The following is an 18,616-nucleotide window of genomic DNA, read 5'->3' as shown; positions in this document are numbered from 1 at the left end:
ATTTTAACATTTATTTTTAAAATGTGAATAGAATATAGAGAAATAAATAAAAAAATCCAAAGGGATTTTTTTATTTATTTGGATTTAAAGGAATTATATTAATTTTTTTCAAAACTATTATAACAATTACACTGTATAATTGTTGCTGTAGGATCATGTTTTCAAACTTGAATTTTACTAATACGCAATAATCGTCTTGTTTATGGTCATATTTGCACTCAGATACTGTACATGCTATACTATTATTGAGTTGCATAAATGCTCCCTCCCAAATGACAATTTTATTATTATTTATGAAAATCTTTATTACTCTACTGATAAGATTTTAATATGCATATAATTTATTTTTAAACATATATTAAATTTAAAAATTGGGGGATAGAAATGAAGTATTATTTAGTTGCTGTTTTTGATGGGGAATCTTATAACTATATGGAAGAAGTTCAAAAAAAATTATGTAAAAAATATAAAATATATAAGAATACACCAATGCTACATATAACGTTAGACGTTATAGAAGATCCAGACATGGAAGAATTGAGTAAATTAATTAATAAAATATTAAGGCCTTATAAAAAGTTTAAAGTAATGATAGATGGAGCAATCTGTTTTGATCCTCCATATAAATCTGTAAATTTAAAAGTGGAAAATAAAGGTTACATTATAAGATTAACTAGACATATAAATGAAATGCTAAAAATGCATGGATTTAAAGTAAGGGATAATATTGACAATTGGGATTTACATATTTCATTAGCTAATACTAATTATGCAATAAGAGAGTGGTCAAGCAGGGAATATTTGTCTGCTTGTGAATATACAAAGGGAAAACAATTAAAGAAAGTTGCTACTATAGAAAGAATAGAGTTATGGAAACCTATAAATAATAGAAGAGAAATGGTAGTAAAAAGTTTTCCATTAAGAGAATTTTAAGCTGGCAAATTCAATTTGCCAGCTTATTTATTAATATATCTTAGAAGTCTATTAAAAAGTGTATAAGTATTATTAGTATTTCTAAAATTGATTATCATATAAGTATTATTCTCAAATTTAATAAAAACATATGGGCCTTTATTGGAATGAATAAATAATTTAGATAATCCTATATCACTTAATTTAAAAAGACCTTTATGTACATTTCCTATTGAAATACCATGGGATTTAGACAATATATTAGGAAGAGTTTCTATTAAATCTACATTAAGTATTTCTTTAATATTGTGCGATTCTCCGTACATACCATTAATTTTTATATTCTCAGAACTTATTATAATTTTAGGTTCTATGTATGTGTATATTAATAAAAATACAGAGGATATAACAATTATAAAGAATAATATAAATTTTATGTTTTTTTCAGTCTTACTTATTTTCTTATTAGAATTTTCATCTTTAATTTTTAGAAGAAAACTTAATGCTACTAAAGTTGCAGTAAGTATGGTGGTAATGAAAGACATAAAAGACACCTCGCTTGCTGCTTATTATATTAAAATAAGAGTAAAACAGATTAAATTAGGCAATGTTTTTTATGGAAGTAATAGAAGTCTAGTAGAGATTCTACTAGACTTCTTAAAATTATATATCTAAAAGATTTTTCTTATAAGAAGAATATAAATTTCTTAATTTAGACATTTTATTATCTAGTTCTAACTGTAATTTAGAGAGCTCACTATAATTTTTATTATCTGCGGCTTCTTTTAATCTAGTAAATAAACTTTTAGTAGTATAGGTATCTTTCATAATATAGTGTCTTAGTTCATTTATTTTCATCCAATTTGATATATCTAAATCTAAGGCCTTATCTATAAAATGCAACATTTTATAACTTCTTATGTCTTCGGCATAATTATTTATAAGTCTATTAGTTATTTCAGTAACCCATCTGTTTATAGCTGTTAGCTTAAAACTGTTAATAATCTTATCTGTAAATATGCCACCATCTTTTAAAACTTTTATTTTATCTGGATATTTTTCAAAGGCTAATAAATTTTCATATACTGTAGCAGGGGCTTTCCCAAAATAAGTTTCTCTTTCTTCTTCAGTAAAATCTTCAAATACATCTTCTTCTGATCTGTAAGCTCTTTCTTTTTCTAGATATTGAGAAACTTCGCCAGCATTTTTTGAAAGTTCAGCTAATAAATCATCTTCTGATTTACTGTTTATAATAGCATATTTTATACCATCTAACATAGCTAAATAAAGTGTTGATATTACTAAGTAAGTATTAGTATGAGGATTAGGAGATCTTAATTCAAATCTAGTTGCTAAGGAGTTTTGTAAATCTCTTATAACACCAACAAGTACTGTTCTATTTCTAGACGGTATTTCTACAGAATGGCCTATAGATGTAACTATGCATATTGGAGCTTCAAATCCAGGTCTTAATCTTCTTAATGAATCATTTGTAGAAGAAACAAAAGGATTTATTACTTCATAATTTTTAAGTACTCCCATAAGAGAAGAATAACCTATAGCACTTAAAAAATGTTTTTTAGTAGTTGAGAATAAATTTATTTTTTTACCATTTTTTAATTTAGCGGCTATACCTATATGAACATGTTTTCCGCTTCCTGCAACTCCATCTACAGGTTTAGCTAAGAATGTTACATCTAAACCATTTCTTCTAAAGGACTCTTTAATTAATATTCTAGCCAATAATTCATTATCAGCACATTGAAGAGGATTAGAATATTTCCAATCTATTTCTAACTGTTCCATGATATGAGTTAATTTACCACTATCATCTAGCTTAGCTTTTACTCCACCTACCTCTTTATGTCCCATTTCTGGCTCTAGGCCATAATGTTCTAAAAGAAGTAATGACTGTTCTAAAGATGTTCGTACTACTCCTTTGGTTCTAGTCCAATATTGCTCATGGAGTACTTGAGAAGTTGATAGCTCTTCTATTTCAGCTTTATCGTTAGGTGTTTTTACCCAAAATTCTAATTCTGTTGCAGAAGTAACCTGTATGTGATCTATGTCTTCATACTTTATACCAAATTGAGACAAGGATTCTGGATAAGTTTGAAATAAGTTCATTAGGGAAGATGTAAAGTGCTCAATTGAGTTTTTTAGAAGGTGTCTAGAATCTATTGCTTTATTATCGTGATATAGATAACAAGGTATACGAAGAGTACCAACAGGTTTATTGGTTTCTAAATCTATATGTTCGTAGTTATAATCCACAAACCAGTTTACATCTAAGTCTGCAATCATGTCTACTTTTGCATTGTTTAAGCTTGCTATACCAGGAAAAGACACTGATGAACCGTCAGTTTGTACAGCTCCCTTTAAGAAAGTAGATATATCTTCTAAGAAAAGAGATACTGGTATTTTTTCATCTGTATCATTTCCGGCTAAGTCAACTCCTACAAAAGATACAAATTTAATTTCAGTATGTGAATTAAGTAATGAATGGAGAATTTCTTCTGAGTGCTTTTCTTTTGGTATCACGTAGATTAAGTCTTTTAGCATTTTAAACCTCCTTAATAATAAAGAAAAATTATATATTTTTAAATATTTACATTTATCTAACTTAATATACCCTTGATTTTATAATTATTATAAATCATTGTCAATAAGAAAATGAAAGCTTAAGAGAAAGAAATTGCAAATAAAACCTTATCATAAATATAAAAAATAATAGTAAATAAAATATACTTTTTACTATAAATTTTTTCAAAATAAGGTATAATGTAATAATGATAGTAAAGTTAATAATATGTGTATAGAGAGTGATATATTATGAATAATTCAATTAATCCTATTAAGCAAAATATAAGAGTAAAGCAATATTTGGGATGGTTTATAACATTTACATTTCCATTGGCTATAAAAGAATTAATGGAGATGACAAATAGGCCAATAATAGCTGCTGCTTTTTATTGGTTTATTTGTGGAATATTATTAAGATATACTATGGAGCAAAGGTTGCCTTATTTTAATCCCAATTATAAAAAGGTAAAAAGAGAGATAATTTTATTATTTTTAGTAACTTTTCTATGTGGATATCTATACGTAGATTGGATAGGGTACTCTAAAGTTATGATTAATAGAAATTTAGTAATGAATATGTTTATATTTGCTTTGTTAAATGGTGCTTTTGAACATTTAGTATGGATAAATATATTTGATTTAGCAGGTAGTAAATTAAAAATTAATGGTTTTATGGCAGCGTGTATATACACAGTATTAATACATATACTTTTCTGGAGTAAATTTATGCCTATTCCAGGACTAGACAAGGTATTATTTTTACTCAGTGAAGGACTTATGTTTATTATTCCGTTTATTATATATGTAAAAACTGAAGATATAACTATTTGGAGTATACAACATATTATATATAACTTAATTATAGTAATATTTGGTGGATTTGGAGCTAATTCATTTATATATATTAATTAAGATATTTTTATATTAACTATAAAATATTATATAATTAAATAAATAAGTAGAATCTAGAAGGAACATATGAGTAAGGAAGGGAGTGGATTTGTGTTGAAAAATGATAAAGCTATATTAGTTTATGGATTAGATGAGGATGATAAAAAAATAATAAGTAAATTAATAGAGTTAAATAACCTTTCTCAATATATAGAAATTAAAAAAAGTATGGCAAATATGACTTTAAAGGATATTTTAAATGGATTGAATCTACAAATTTTCGATAACGTGTGTGTACCTGAAGATAAGGTTATTTTATTTAATAATTTTAGTGATAAAGAATTAGAAAGTGCAATACAGTTAATTAGAAGTGAATTTAATAAAGTACCTATTCTTGCGGTAGTTACTCCTACTTCCATAGAGTGGACTTTTAAAAATTTAATTGAACATTTAATAGAAGAAAGAGAATGGTTTAAGAATAACAATAAAGTTAAGTAATATAAGTTCTAAGGGGTGTTTAAAATGAGTAGATTAGGAGAAAAAATAAAGAATTTAAGAATAGAATGTAAAATGTCACAAAAACAATTAGGCAAAAAACTTGGAGTATCAGAAAGTTTCATAAATGATGTAGAATTGGGAAGAAAAGTTATAAATGAAAATTTAATTAGTAGAATAGAGAAAATTTTAGGAAAAGGATTAAATGATCTAACTATTTCTTTTGAAGAAGAAGTTTATAAAGATGAAAAGGAAAATAAATATAATTCTTTACCTAAAAAAGAGGAAGTAAAAGAATTATGGAGTGAAGCATTTGGCTCAGTTCTTAAAAATGTACCAATATATAAATATGATTTAAGTAAATCCATAGGGTGGAGGCAGTTACCGTTAAAGGGAAATAAAATAGAAGGTTATGCTCAGGATAAGGTATTTTTCATAGAAATACAGGATGATGATATGATAGGATTTAGAATAAGTAAAGGAGATTTGGCATTTGCTCATGTAATTCATGAAATAGAGAATAATGCTATTTGTTTAGTTCAACATGGAGATGAAAGAAAAATAAGACAAATAAAGAAATTGGATAGCAATAAAATTCTTCTTATAAGCAATCCTAATAGTGTAAGAGCAGAAACTGTAGAAGCAAGAGAGTTAAAGCCTATAGCAAAGTTAGATAAACTAGAAATAGTTTTATAAATTAAAACTTATATAAAAATAAAAGAGAAAACCATGGTGATTAAACACCATGGCTTTTTTAATATATTTTTTCTAGTTCTATATTTTTATAAAATTTATTTAATATTTCAGTATATTTTTCACCATTCTTTGAAAGACCTATAGCGCCAAATTGGCTCATTCCAACACCATGACCATATCCGCCGCCATATATTATAAACCCATTTTCCATTTTATCTATGGCAAAGAATGAAGAAGGAAGAAAGTTAGTGTTTACCAAAGGATCACCTTTATGTCTTATGATTTTGATTGGTTCTCCACAAAATCTATCATTACATCTTATGGCACTTCTTATATTGTAATCACCTTTAACTTTTATTAATATGTTTGAAAATTTAAAAGATATAGTTATAGCATTTCCGAAGTAACTTCTCTTATCTACTATTATATCTTGTAAATTTTCAAGTTTAGGAAAGGTTTTTAACTTCTTACTATCTTGAAATATTTCAATAAAATCATTTCTATTATCAAATATGATTTTTAATGACTTAACTAAACTTTTTTCTAAGGTATTTTTTGAGAAGTATGCATACCATCTAAAATAGGGAGAGTCACTGTCTATTGATTTTAAATTTTTGTTTTTATAGAAACTTAGCCATTGCTTTTCAGAGCTAGGAAGTTTCATACTAGGATAAATATAACTTCCTGTAAAATAATATTTTTTATCTTCACTAGATTCATCAGCATTAAACCAAATATCTTCATAGGCAGTACCAACCCCTGCTGAAGAAGAGTAATATTTAGCATCAATAGGATTTTTATTATAAGTCATAATTAATCCTGAAGTTTCTTTTACTGCCGCATTAGATAAATCATTACATTTGATATTATTGTAAACTTGGCTTTGTGTACTGTCATCAACATAAAATCCTAAGTTTGCAAATCTATTTTCAAGCATATCGGATATAGCATAAGTTCTAGCACATATGGCTTGACATTTAAGTGCTTCTATTCCGCCAAAAGAAGGCATTTCGGATGGTACAACTTTGTATAAATATTCTTCAAGATTAACTTCATTAGTAACTAAAAGTCCATCTTTAAATGGTAAAAATTCCATTTTGCCAGAGTAAACAGGAGTAAAGTAAGGATTACCTCTTTTTAAGTTATTTATTTTAAATTCTCCACCTTTTATATAAACTCTATTTTTAAATATCTTTTTTTTGTCATTTAATTCAACTATTATTTTATTGTCACTATATTTGATTGAAATTTTAGAATTTTTGATAAGCGGTATAAAGTAATTCTCCCTTATATTATATAAAGTAGAATTATTCATACAAGTTAGATCTATTTCATTATGATAAATAGATTTAAAATCATTAGTTCTTATGCCAACTCTCATATATGAAAAATTTATAGGAGAAATAATGAAAGTCTTAAAATTGTTTTTTTTATCTATATAACTTTTTAAATTATTTTGCCCCACTATTAGATTTTTATCTGTACAAACTGCAACAGCATTATTATGTAAATAATAATAATAAGGATTTTTAGATAACTTTTTAGTTCCTGATTTTTCAAAATCATAATAATCATTATCTTTAATCATTACTCTTTCCGTTAAAGGATTAAGTTTAGTAACTTCTAATACTTTAAATAAATTATATTTATAATTAATTACTGAACCTATGGGATATGATTCAGGAAACTTAACTTTATATAACTTGTTTCCTAAGTATACCTTGGAATAATTATAAGAAGATTCTGCTATAACTACATGTTCTCTTTCTCTAGGAATAAATAATGTACATAATAATGCTAATATAAATAATAAACATATTGTAATAAATCTTTTCATATATACTCACCTCTACTATTAAATTATATTCAAATTTATAATATTTATATTTTGTAAAAAGGTATCTTATGAGGTATAATTTAAATTAGTTAGTAAATTTTAAATTGGCAGTAATTTTTATAGAAAAAGTTAGTGATTAGGAGGAAGAAATATGAAAGGTACCGTAGTTGCCACATGGTTAAGAACGTGCAGAAAACTTTATGATGATAACACAGTAGATAAAGCTATGGAATCTGTTGGATGGAATAGTAATAGAATTTTTACTCCGATTGAAAATGTGGAAGATGACAAAGTTAAGAATGTAATAGGATATATTGCTAAGGAAAAAAATATAGATATAAAGAATCTTTGGAGAGAAATAGGTAAAGATAATATAATTGCTTTCCATAGAGATTTTCCGGCTTTTTTTGAACATGAGAATTTATACTCGTTTTTTAGATCTATGTTTGATGTACATGTAGTAATGACTAAAAAGTTTCCAGGAGCAAAACCACCTCTAGTAACTATAGAACCTATATCTAGTAAAGAAGCTATATTCTTATATAAATCTGATAGAGGAATGTTTGATTATTTTTTAGGACTAACAGAGGGTAGCAAAAGTTATTTCAAGGAAAATATAGATATAGAAGAAATAGAAAGAACTGGAAATTCTCTTAAATTAAAATTAAAATTTGAAAAAGATATTTATTATAAAAAAACTTTTAAATTTAATAAAATGATGTCTCTAGGTTTTATAAAAAGTATAGGAGGAAAAGTAGCTTTATTTACATTTGTAGCAGCTTTAATTAGTAATATTGGTATAATAGGAGCAGAAAATGTTATTAAAGTATTTATTCCTTCAATAATAGCAGCTTTAGCAGCATATATATCAGCTTCACTACTTATGATGCCTAAAGAATATATAAAGACTGAATTAGAAAAAATTATAGAAAACAAATATTTAGAGGACGGAGATATTGTAACAGGTGATTTTTTTGAAGAATTATTTAGTTTAGTAAAGAATCATAAAGATGTTATAAAAAAGGACTTCGTTGGGTTTAAAGGTGTTACAGATGAGATGAATACTTTTGTTGACAATATAGATATTATTTCGAATTCTATGAGTCATACTTCAGAGGAAATATCAGGCGTAGTGGAGCAAGTAGCAAATTGTGCAGTTAATCAAGCGGATAATACTGAACATGCAGTATCAGTATTAAATAATAATATAGAAAACTTAAAAAACATAGTGGAAAGTGAAAATAATAATAAAGGGGAATTGGAAGAAGCACTAAATAAAATAAATAATAGCTATAAATATGTTGATAATACTAGTAAAAATATAATGGTGACTTTAGAGAAATTCCAAGAAGTAAGGGATAAAGGATTAGAACTACAAAATAAGGCTAAGGATATAACTAACATAGTATCTATAGTATCACAGATATCAGAACAAACTAATTTGTTGGCTTTAAATGCTTCTATAGAGGCAGCACGTGCAGGAGAACAGGGTAAAGGATTTGCAGTAGTAGCAGAAGAAGTAAGAAAACTTGCAGAACAAACAAAGAATGCTGTAGAAGAAATTAATTTAAATTTAGTAACTTTTGCAGAGGAAACTAAAATACTATCAGATAAGATAGATGTACAATATGATACACTTCAAGGTGAAACTAAGAGCCTTGAAAATGTAAGAGATATAAGTTATGAAGCTACAACTTCAGTACAAGCTGTTGCTTCTTCTATGATTAAAACTATAAATGATCTAAATAAGGAAGCAGATTCAATAGGTAGCGTATTTGAGAATATAGAATCTTTAGCAGCTATTGCAGAAGAAAATTCAGCGTCATCAGAAGAAGTAAGTGCCAATGTTTCAAATTACACTAACGAAATAAAGAAGTTAGTAAATAGTATACATGAGTTTAAAGGTATAACAGAATCTTTTAAAACTGAATTAAGTAAATATAAAATTTAATTAAATATAGGCAAGAGCTCAATTTATTGAGCTCTTGCCTATTTAAATACCTTTTAAATCAAATTTAGGTATAAAACTTTCTTTAACTGTTCCTTCTTCTTGGATAAATGCGTTTTTAATGCCAAGTGATAGGCAGTAATCAATAAACGTATCATAATGTTTTGGATTTACAGGTTTATTTATTTCAGGATAATTAATTGATTTATTTAAAGGTGTATATTGATTCATAATACTTATATATACTGAGTCTTTAAATGTAGTATATATATAATCTATTATTTTTTTTGAATCAAATAACAATCCAGGTAGCATCATATGACGTATTATTACTCCTTTTGTCATTATACCATCTTTATTAAAATTAGGAGAGCCTACTTGTTTTACCATTTCTTCTATAGCTTTTGAAGCATATTGGAAATAGTTTTTCACTCCAGAATACTTTTCAGAATATGTGTTATTATAATATTTAAGATCAGGTAAATAAACATCTATATATCCATTTAAAGCTTTAATTGTGCTTAAATTCTCATAGCTATTTGTGTTATAAACTATAGGTATTTTTAATCCGGTTTTTTTAGCTATTTTTAAAGCATCTATGATTTGTGGTACATAATGGCTTGGAGTAACTAAATTTATATTGTGAGCGCCTTTATTTTGTTGGGTTAAAAATATTTGAGATAATTTTTCTATAGAAATTTCTTTTCCTACGCTTTCTTGACTAATTTGGTGGTTTTGACAAAATACACAATTTAGGTTGCAGTTTGAGAAAAATATAGTACCAGAACCATTAGTGCCAGAAATGCATGGCTCTTCCCAATGATGTAATGATGCAAGGGCTATTAGTATATTTTTTCCACTTTTACAAAAACCTAATTCATTATTTAACCTATTAACCCTACAGTTTCTAGGACATAATTCACATTTAGATAATATGTTAAGCAAAATAACACCTCATTTTTACACAATAAAATAATTTGTTTTCAACATATAATTATACAACTATAAATAAAGCAATGAAAATAAATATTATCTATTTATCCTTTAAGTAAAATATAAAACATTGAATTATAAATATTAAACTTATTAAACCGAAAGCAGGATAAAGAAAAGTAATTAATTTAACAAAACCTATTTGAGATATTGGAATAGCTATACATAATATTAGTATGCAGCATTTCTTATAAGATATTTTAAAAACTTGTTCTATAGTTTTACTAACACTATATATATCAGAAACTTCTGTAGAAAACATTTCACACCATATTATAGCTAATAACATAATTTGAATGATTCTACCAAATCTATTTGCTACATATAAAAGAGGAACTTCATATTCAAAAATATAAGGAATATTAACAATTAATAATAAGTTTATTATTAATGATAATATGGTAAGGCCTATAGCACCTAATGCTAAACCTGAGAAGATATACCTTTTTTTAGGAATTTCTTTAGTTAAAGGAACAATTACTCCAGTGGAAGAAAGAAGATTAAAGCAACAGTATAATAAACTGGAGAAAATCCAATTATTCTTATAATGTGGAACGGTTTTTACATATGTAAAACTCATTCCTTCATAGAAGAAGATATAGAGTATAAATAAAGTTATAATTACAATAGTGAGTGAGGGAACTATTATTGAATTTATTTCAATAAGCCCCTTTGTGTCTCGCAGAAGAACTATAATGGACATAATACTCATAAGTATTATGCCTACCCATTTATTAAGTTTGAAATATTGATGGATTAAGGCACCACTACCAGCTAAAATTATAGCAGCTCCACTTATTAAAAACATCCCAGTAAGAATATCTGTAACCCTACCAAGAAAACCTGGACTTACAAGAGATATAAGTTCATTATAAGAATTCAGCTTATATTTTATGCTTAAATGGATTATTACATAGCCTGTTAGTATATATAGAATACCGCAAATTACTATACCTAAAAAGCTTTTATATCCATATGTAGAAAAAAATTGAGTTATCTCTTGGCCAGAAGCAAGTCCAGCACCTACGATTGTTCCAATAAATACTGCTGCGATTTGAAAAATTAGTGTTAATTTTTTTAACAATATAATTCTCCCCCTAATAATTAATAAAATAGTGTTCCTTATAAATATATAAAGATTTTTACAAATAATGATTTTACAAATTAAAAATTTATTTTTGTGGGAAACTATAAATGAATATATAAGGGAGGAATAGAATATGCGAAAGAAAAAATATTTTTTATTCATTATATCATTGTTAATAATTATAAGTTTTATATCTTGTAAATCAGAAAATAAAAATAAAGATACACAAAAAGATATTGAAAAAACTTTTGATATTAAAGCAGCTGAAAATATAGTAAATGGTTATATGGGTTATTTGCTTAAAGAAGACCATGAAAATGCATCTAAGTTTTATTCTAAAGAACTTGTGAAAAGTTTGCCTAAAATTAATAAAGGGCCATTGAAAATAAAAGGATACAATATAGACCAGATAAATGAAATTGGCAAATCAGGATTGTTTAAAATAAAAGTGACTACAATAAATGCTACAGAGCCTTATACTTCATTAGAAGAATATACGATAAAGGTTATAAAAGAAGAAACAGATTATAAAATTGGTGATATAAGTATTATGACAGAAAAAGAGTCATTTATTAGAAATGGTAAATTAAGAATAAGAAGCAAAAATAATGTGGATACCAATTTACTTATAGATCCTAGCGGTATACCTAACTATGCTTTTACAAAAGATGATAAAGCTAAAACTAATAAGATAGTAGTACCTAAAAAAAATTATGGAACTATGATTTTTGCATATAATGGATATAGTATTGCTATAAGCACTTATGATAAAAATGCTTTTGCAGGAATAATAAAGATAGATGAGAGTATGTCCGTACAAGGAGGCCAAAAACCTGGAGGCATGGAAGGAGGACAGCAAGAAGGAGGTGATGGAGGCGCAGGAGGTACAGAAAAGGGAGCTAGTGGATTAGTTAAAGAAAAGCCTGTAGGAAAAGAGTTTACCCCATTAGATTTGCTAAAAGATTGTACTATAGAATATATGACATTTTCTGGAGATGAAAAATTTATTTTGATTCAATACAAAAGAAATGGCCAGGGAAAATGTATTAGGGTTTATAATACAGAAAGTGGAGAAATTATTCCATATGAATTTCATAAAAATTATCCAATAGATAAAGTAGATGTAATATTTTCTTCTTTTGATAAAGAAGTTTTAAATTATGAAGTGCTTCCTAGAAGTGCTTCAGATAAGAGCGTTGGGGAATATATTGGTAGATGGCAAATGAGTCTAAAAGATTTTAAAGTTAAAAAGATGTAGATAACTTCATATATTGAAAGAGATATACCCATAGACTATAATGTTTATGGGTATTATCAAATTAGAAGATTGGAGTATTTATATATGATAAAAAAATGGGGAGATAAAAGATATTATAGTTTAAATTATTTTTTAAGAGATAAATTTGGATGTAAAGTGTTCAAAATATCATTAGATGCAGGTTTTTCTTGCCCTAACAGAGACGGGAAAATAAGTAATGGAGGATGTATATTTTGTAGTGAAAGAGGTTCAGGAGATTTTGCAGGGAATAGAGAATATTCTATAAGTGAGCAATTTCATCATATAAAAAGTATTATGAAAAATAAATGGAAGGATGGAAAATATATAGCTTACTTTCAGGCATACACAAATACATATGCACCTATAGATATTTTAAGAGTGAAATATGAAGAAGCACTAAAAGAAGATGATGTAGTGGCATTGGCTATTGCTACTAGGCCAGATTGTTTGGATGAAGATGTGTTAGATTTACTAGAGGAATTAAGTAAAAAAACATATTTATGGATAGAGTTAGGGTTACAAACTGCTAATGACCGCATAGGGAAACTCATAAATAGAGGATATGATCTAAATGTTTTTGAGAGTGCATTAGATAGATTAAGAAAAAGAAAAATAGATGTAGTAGTGCACAGTATATTTGGTTTACCAGGAGAAAATAGAAAAGATATGATTAATACTATTAAATATTTGTCTTCAAAAGATATACAGGGAATAAAGATACATTTGCTACATCTTATGAGAGGAACTCCATTAGTGAAATTATATGATCAGGGAGGTTTTCAGCTTTTAGAACAAAAAGAATATATAGAAGCAATATGTGATGCTATAGGATTTCTTAGAGATGATATAGTAGTTCATAGACTTACAGGAGATTCGCCAAGAGACCTTTTAATAGGCCCTAAGTGGAGTTTGAAAAAGTGGGAAATATTAAACTCTATAGATAAAGAATTAGAAGTTAGAGATATATATCAAGGATTGTATTATCATACAAATTAATGCTGTTAATTTTGGAATTTATGTAAATAGAAATAAGGTTATCAAAGTGCTAGAATGATAGTATAAATATTCTTTAGGGGGAATGTTGAGTGGCAAACTTATCATTAAAGCATATGTTCAAAATATATCCTGGAAATGTAGTAGCAGTAAAGAATTTTAATTTAGATATAAAGGACAAGGAGTTCATTGTCTTTGTTGGACCTTCCGGTTGTGGTAAGTCTACTACTTTAAGGATGATAGCTGGTTTAGAAGAAATAAGTAAAGGGGAATTATACATTGATGATAATCTTGTAAATGATATAGCGCCAAAGGATAGAGACATAGCAATGGTTTTCCAGAATTATGCATTATATCCACATATGACAGTTTATGATAATATGGCATTTGGATTAAAATTAAGAAAAATACCAAAAGCGGAAATAGATAAAAAAGTTAAAGAGGCAGCAAAGATACTTGATATAGATCATTTACTAGATAGAAAGCCTAAAGCATTGTCTGGAGGACAGAGACAAAGGGTTGCTTTAGGAAGAGCTATAGTAAGAAAGCCAAGGGTATTTTTAATGGATGAACCCTTATCAAACTTAGATGCCAAACTTAAAGTACAGATGAGAACTGAAATATCAAAGCTTTATAAAAAATTACAAACTACTTTTATATATGTAACTCACGATCAAATCGAAGCTATGACTATGGGAACAAGAATAGTAGTTATGAAGGATGGAGTAATTCAGCAAGTAGATACACCTCAAGAAATATATGATCATCCAACTAATATGTTTGTAGCAGGATTTATTGGAAGTCCTCAAATGAATTTTATAGATTCAAAAATAGAAGAAAAGAATGGGAAAATATATATAGTATTTAAAGAAGATTCTATATTATTACCAGAAGACAAAGGAAAAATAATAAAGGAAAAGGGATATTTAGGTAAGGAAGTAATAATGGGCGTAAGACCAGAAAATATTTATGATAGAGATGAATTTATAGAACAACATAAAGATGCTTCTCTAGAGGCAGATGTAGAAGTGACAGAACTTATGGGAGCAGAAACTTATATATATCTTTCAAAAGATAACATTAATTTAACTGCAAGAGTTAGTGGAAATTCTAAAGCTAAGGCAGGAGATAGATTAAAAATAGCAGTGGATTCAAACAAAATACACTTATTTGATAAGGAAAGTGAAATTACAATACTATAGGAGGCTAGTAAGGTGCATAATTTTTTACAGTACTTACAGAGAGTGAATGAAGAATCTAAAATTAATTTTAAGCTAATGTGGGAAAATGGAGTATGTATATATAACAGTTTACCAATAGAAAAAAATGAAGAAGATCTATGTTTTCATGTAGATTTAGGGGATAAATTAGCTAATATGTATATACCCTTAACATATAAAAATTGTGCACTACTTTTAAAGTTTTCTCTAGAAAGTAAATTTAAAGAATTAAAATCAGTTGAAGAGGAAGTTTTATATAGTTTATTAGACAATAAGGAAGTAATAGAGGATAAAGTACAAAAATGGATACCTTTTTTGTATAATGATAGTGATATTTTTTTATTGAAGATAAAAGGTGATATTAAAAAAGCATTAAGTATAATTAAGGAATTATATTTAAATGAGAAAGCTTTATGCATCATTTTTCAAGATAATATAGTAATAGTGGGATGTTTTGAAGAGCCAAAGGAGCATGCCAAAAGTATTAAAAACTCTATAGAAACAGATTTGTATTGTAACTGTGTGATAAGTGTCAATGGTAAGATAAATAATATTTTTGATTTAAGAAAGTGTTATAATGAGTGTAAGGAAAGCTTATTTTTAGGAGAAAAGTTCTCGTTAAAAGAAAGTATTTTAAATTATGATAATACACTATTTGAAAAAATAGTATATAATGTAAATCTTAAAGTAAAAAATGAATTGATGATAAGATTTAGTTATAAATTTGATCATTTTGATGGGGAGATAATAACTACCATAGAAGAGTTTATTAAATCTGATCTTAATATAAGTGATGCTGCAAAAAAGTTATTTATTCATAGAAATACTTTGATATATAGGCTAGATAAAATATACAAGGAAACAGGGTTTGATATTAGAAATTTCAAAGAAGCCTCCGTATTTATAATAGCATTTCTTGTATGGAAAGAAATAAATGAGAGGTAGTAGCATCTAGGGTTTGTATAACAATTTTTAAAGTGTTAATATATTTATTGAAGTATAAATTTCATTTATGATGGGGGAATAGTTATGAAAATAGATTTAATAATTTCAGCAGATGATATAAAGAAAGAAAAGGTAATAGATAAATCTATAGTTGTAATTGATATGCTTAGAGCTACTTCAGTTATAGTAACAGCTATGAACAATGGATGCAAGGAAGTTATACCTGTTATAACCATAGAAGAAGCTTTATCTATAGCTAATAAAAATAAAGATAAGTATATACTAGGAGGAGAGAGAAAAGCTTTAAAAATAGAAGGATTTGATTGCTCTAATTCACCTTTAGAATATACACCAGAAGTAGTGCTAAATAAAACTTTAGTAATGACTACAAGTAATGGTACTAGGGCTATAAAGGGAAGTGAAGGGGCTAGAAATATACTTATAGGAGCATTGATAAATGCTAACGCAGTAGCAAAAAGGTTAATAGAATTAAATAATGATATAGTAATAGTAAATGCTGGAACTTACGGACAATTTTCTATAGATGATTTTATGTGTAGTGGATACATTATAGACTGTATATTAAAAAGCAGTAAAGCTGAACTTACAGATATATCCAAAACTGCACATTATACTTATAAAGGAAGTCCAGATTTGGAATTTATAAAATTTGCAAGCCATTTTAAACGAATAGAAGAACTAAATCTTTATAAAGATTTAAAATATTGCTGTAATAAGGATATTATAGATATAGTGCCAGAATACAAGGAGGGAAGTATAAAATTATATATAAATGGAGATATTAAAGAAAAAATTGTATAACATTTATTTGGAAAAAGAGGAGAGCTTTTATGACTAGAGATGAGTTTATTAGCAAGGCGAATGAGAAAGTTAAGTTAATAAGAAATGAAAAAGGTTATACCCAAGATAAAATGTCAGAAGTATTGGGTATGTCAAAGAAAACTCTAGTTCAAATAGAAAAAGGACGAGGTAGCTTAGGATGGCAAGGTTCTGTAACATTATGTACTATATTTAAAGATAGTGAAATATTACAAATGACTTTTGGAGGTGATCCATCAGATTTAATTCTATCATTAGCCTTTAATAATTATGAAGGTAAACATGAGAGAACTTTAGGGGGAAAAATATGGTGGAGAAATTTAAAGGAAGAAAAAGGATTAATCATTCAACAAAATATTATATCTAATCATTATAGAATATTAGATAGTAGTAATAGAAGAATAACATCTTCTTTTGATTTGGAATATATAAAAAAAAGATTTAATGAATTATCTTTAGAGCAAAACATGTGGTAAACTTCAATTAGTTAAAATAAAACTAAGTAAAGCTTACCACATTTTATTATTAAATGGTCCATTGAATATTATCTTCTTCAACCCATCCTTTTGAGTTAATTTTATCTTTAGATGAAATCCAGACTTCATACCAAATTTTGTTGTTTATTTCTGCGCAATCTTCAATTTGAACAAATGTGCCTTCCTCTAAGTTCATAAGTATAATGGAATTATCTAAAGGATACAAACATAGATTGCAATTAACTTTTATAGTTCCGGAAGTATTTTCGGGAGTCTTATATTTTATTATTAAAGTGTCTAAGCACTTGGTCTTTTTGTTTATTTTATTTTTTAATTCGTCATATTGTTTTTTTAGAAGTATAAATTGTCTTTTTTGTAATGATAGTTTATTATTAAAATAATATAGAAGGTATAGAGAAATGCAAAGTAAAATTAGCAATAAAAATGCAATCAAAAAAATCTCTCCTAAAAAGTATTTACTAATATTTTATTCATAAGTTATATAAAATTGAACAAATAAATAAAGATTGATAAATAAAAATAATTTATCAATCTTTACAAATATTAAACGGCTTTAGTTAATTCATCGTATTCAACTATATATAGGTCTGCTTTGTTCATGATATCATCTTTTTGAGATTCGGAATATAAATCATGAACTCCAACCACTTTCATTCCAGCAGATTTTGCACCTATTACTGCTGGAAGTATATCTTCAAATACAATACACTGTTCGGGTTCTACTTCTAATTTTTTAGCGGACAATAAATATACATCAGGAAAATTTTTCCCCCTATTTACTTCACTTGTAGTTGTAATACAATCGAAATAGTTATATATATTATTATTTTTTAGAGCTACTTCTAATAACATGTCACAATTACTAGTAGCTAGTCCAATCTTAATACCTTTGGCTTTAAGTAAACGTAGAAATTCTTTAGCACCAGATTTTAACTTTACATTGCTAGTGTATTCTTTTAAAGCTATTTCATTCCATTCATTTTTAATTTCTTCGATACTATCTTTTAAATTGAATCTCTCTTTAAAGTATTTAGCGGTTTCACTAAAACTCAAATGTTCTATATTTTGCCTTAGATCATTTGGAAATTCAATATTTCTTTTTCTCAAATATTCTATATCTATAGTTTCCCAAACCCACATTGAATCTATAAGTGTTCCATCCATATCAAATATAGCTGCCTTTATATCTTTAAACATAAAATTTACAATCCTTTCTATATTGAAGTATAAAAACTACATAGTAATCTTTTGTAATATAAATAAAAGGTTATAGAATACAGATAAGTGCAAGTTTTAATCATTAGCGTTAGAAAAAGTTTTGAATTTAAGATTTCTAGTAGTGTAAAAGAAAGATATCATTATCTGTATTCTGTGCACTGTCATATATATTTTAAAAAAGT

General features: G+C 26.7%; 19 protein-coding genes. 11 read left to right on the top strand and 8 right to left on the bottom strand.

Annotated features, from left to right (window positions below; all coding sequences use genetic code 11):
• Positions 1–70: 70 nt before the first annotated feature.
• Positions 71–256 carry a hypothetical protein gene (locus tag J2Z24_RS21815; RefSeq protein ID WP_035149873.1) on the bottom strand — a complete coding sequence of 62 codons (186 nt, stop codon included), beginning with the start codon at positions 254–256 and terminating at the stop codon, positions 71–73.
• 128 nt (positions 257–384) lie between these two features.
• Between J2Z24_RS21815 and J2Z24_RS15430 the strand changes: the two genes are divergently transcribed.
• Positions 385–933, top strand: a complete 549-nt coding sequence (locus J2Z24_RS15430) for a 2'-5' RNA ligase family protein (RefSeq protein WP_035149870.1) — start codon at positions 385–387, stop codon at positions 931–933.
• 23 nt (positions 934–956) lie between these two features.
• Here J2Z24_RS15430 and J2Z24_RS15425 read toward each other — a convergent pair whose 3' ends face one another.
• A complete protein-coding gene (locus J2Z24_RS15425; protein ID WP_035149868.1) occupies positions 957–1,457 on the bottom strand; it encodes a hypothetical protein in 501 nt (166 codons plus the stop codon).
• Between the two features lie 118 nt (positions 1,458–1,575).
• Positions 1,576–3,474: a type I glutamate--ammonia ligase gene (locus tag J2Z24_RS15420; RefSeq protein ID WP_035149866.1), complete on the bottom strand. Its 1,899-nt coding sequence runs from the start codon at positions 3,472–3,474 to the stop codon at positions 1,576–1,578.
• Positions 3,475–3,744: 270 nt separating this feature from the next.
• Between J2Z24_RS15420 and J2Z24_RS15415 the strand changes: the two genes are divergently transcribed.
• From J2Z24_RS15415 to J2Z24_RS15405, 3 genes are all read left to right on the top strand, one after another.
• Positions 3,745–4,407 carry a hypothetical protein gene (locus tag J2Z24_RS15415; RefSeq protein ID WP_035149864.1) on the top strand — a complete coding sequence of 221 codons (663 nt, stop codon included), beginning with the start codon at positions 3,745–3,747 and terminating at the stop codon, positions 4,405–4,407.
• A 66-nt stretch (positions 4,408–4,473) separates the two neighbouring features.
• Positions 4,474–4,884 (top strand): DUF3783 domain-containing protein, encoded by a 411-nt coding sequence (locus J2Z24_RS15410; RefSeq protein WP_173679885.1) that lies wholly within the window; start codon positions 4,474–4,476, stop codon positions 4,882–4,884.
• Between the two features lie 24 nt (positions 4,885–4,908).
• On the top strand, positions 4,909–5,577 hold the full coding sequence (locus tag J2Z24_RS15405) for a helix-turn-helix transcriptional regulator (RefSeq protein ID WP_035149861.1): 669 nt from the start codon (positions 4,909–4,911) through the stop codon (positions 5,575–5,577).
• Between the two features lie 58 nt (positions 5,578–5,635).
• Here the strand turns inward: J2Z24_RS15405 and J2Z24_RS15400 are convergent, their stop codons facing one another.
• On the bottom strand, positions 5,636–7,414 hold the full coding sequence (locus J2Z24_RS15400) for a SpoIID/LytB domain-containing protein (RefSeq protein WP_035149859.1): 1,779 nt from the start codon (positions 7,412–7,414) through the stop codon (positions 5,636–5,638).
• A gap of 151 nt (positions 7,415–7,565) precedes the next feature.
• On the opposite strand from J2Z24_RS15400, the gene J2Z24_RS15395 reads away from it, so the two are divergent.
• Complete coding sequence (locus J2Z24_RS15395) at positions 7,566–9,365, top strand: heme NO-binding domain-containing protein (RefSeq protein WP_035149856.1); 1,800 nt, start codon at positions 7,566–7,568, stop codon at positions 9,363–9,365.
• 42 nt (positions 9,366–9,407) lie between these two features.
• On the opposite strand, the gene J2Z24_RS15390 is transcribed toward J2Z24_RS15395, so the two are convergent.
• Together J2Z24_RS15390 and J2Z24_RS15385 are read right to left on the bottom strand one after the other, a co-directional pair.
• The gene (locus tag J2Z24_RS15390) at positions 9,408–10,298 is read right to left on the bottom strand and encodes a radical SAM protein (RefSeq protein WP_035149923.1); all 891 of its coding nucleotides are present in this window, start codon (positions 10,296–10,298) and stop codon (positions 9,408–9,410) included.
• Positions 10,299–10,395: 97 nt separating this feature from the next.
• Complete coding sequence (locus J2Z24_RS15385; protein WP_372440091.1) at positions 10,396–11,442, bottom strand: YkvI family membrane protein; 1,047 nt, start codon at positions 11,440–11,442, stop codon at positions 10,396–10,398.
• Between the two features lie 133 nt (positions 11,443–11,575).
• Here J2Z24_RS15385 and J2Z24_RS15380 point away from each other — a divergent pair, with 133 nt between their 5' ends.
• The 6 genes from J2Z24_RS15380 (at position 11,576) to J2Z24_RS15355 (ending at position 17,195) form a co-directional block, all read left to right on the top strand.
• Positions 11,576–12,700 carry a hypothetical protein gene (locus tag J2Z24_RS15380; RefSeq protein ID WP_035149851.1) on the top strand — a complete coding sequence of 375 codons (1,125 nt, stop codon included), beginning with the start codon at positions 11,576–11,578 and terminating at the stop codon, positions 12,698–12,700.
• A gap of 84 nt (positions 12,701–12,784) precedes the next feature.
• Complete coding sequence (gene mnmL / locus J2Z24_RS15375) at positions 12,785–13,717, top strand: tRNA modification radical SAM protein MnmL/YtqA (protein ID WP_035149850.1); 933 nt, start codon at positions 12,785–12,787, stop codon at positions 13,715–13,717.
• 89 nt (positions 13,718–13,806) lie between these two features.
• A complete protein-coding gene (locus J2Z24_RS15370; protein WP_035149848.1) occupies positions 13,807–14,916 on the top strand; it encodes an ABC transporter ATP-binding protein in 1,110 nt (369 codons plus the stop codon).
• 12 nt (positions 14,917–14,928) lie between these two features.
• Positions 14,929–15,879: a PucR family transcriptional regulator gene (locus tag J2Z24_RS21810; protein ID WP_035149846.1), complete on the top strand. Its 951-nt coding sequence runs from the start codon at positions 14,929–14,931 to the stop codon at positions 15,877–15,879.
• 84 nt (positions 15,880–15,963) lie between these two features.
• A complete protein-coding gene (locus J2Z24_RS15360; RefSeq protein ID WP_035149844.1) occupies positions 15,964–16,701 on the top strand; it encodes a 2-phosphosulfolactate phosphatase family protein in 738 nt (245 codons plus the stop codon).
• Positions 16,702–16,730: 29 nt separating this feature from the next.
• Positions 16,731–17,195, top strand: a complete 465-nt coding sequence (locus tag J2Z24_RS15355; protein ID WP_035149842.1) for a helix-turn-helix transcriptional regulator — start codon at positions 16,731–16,733, stop codon at positions 17,193–17,195.
• Positions 17,196–17,244: 49 nt separating this feature from the next.
• Here J2Z24_RS15355 and J2Z24_RS15350 read toward each other — a convergent pair whose 3' ends face one another.
• Both J2Z24_RS15350 and J2Z24_RS15345 read right to left on the bottom strand, forming a co-directional pair.
• On the bottom strand, positions 17,245–17,649 hold the full coding sequence (locus J2Z24_RS15350) for a hypothetical protein (protein WP_035149840.1): 405 nt from the start codon (positions 17,647–17,649) through the stop codon (positions 17,245–17,247).
• Positions 17,650–17,759: 110 nt separating this feature from the next.
• Entirely contained in the window at positions 17,760–18,413 is a 654-nt protein-coding gene (locus tag J2Z24_RS15345; protein WP_035149838.1) for an HAD family hydrolase, read from the bottom strand.
• Positions 18,414–18,616: the final 203 nt, after the last annotated feature.

Origin of the sequence: Clostridium tetanomorphum (assembly GCF_017873215.1) — a bacterium.
In the GTDB taxonomy this organism is placed as follows: Bacteria; Bacillota; Clostridia; order Clostridiales; family Clostridiaceae; genus Clostridium_AO; species Clostridium_AO tetanomorphum.
This window is presented reverse-complemented; position numbering and strand designations above follow the sequence as displayed.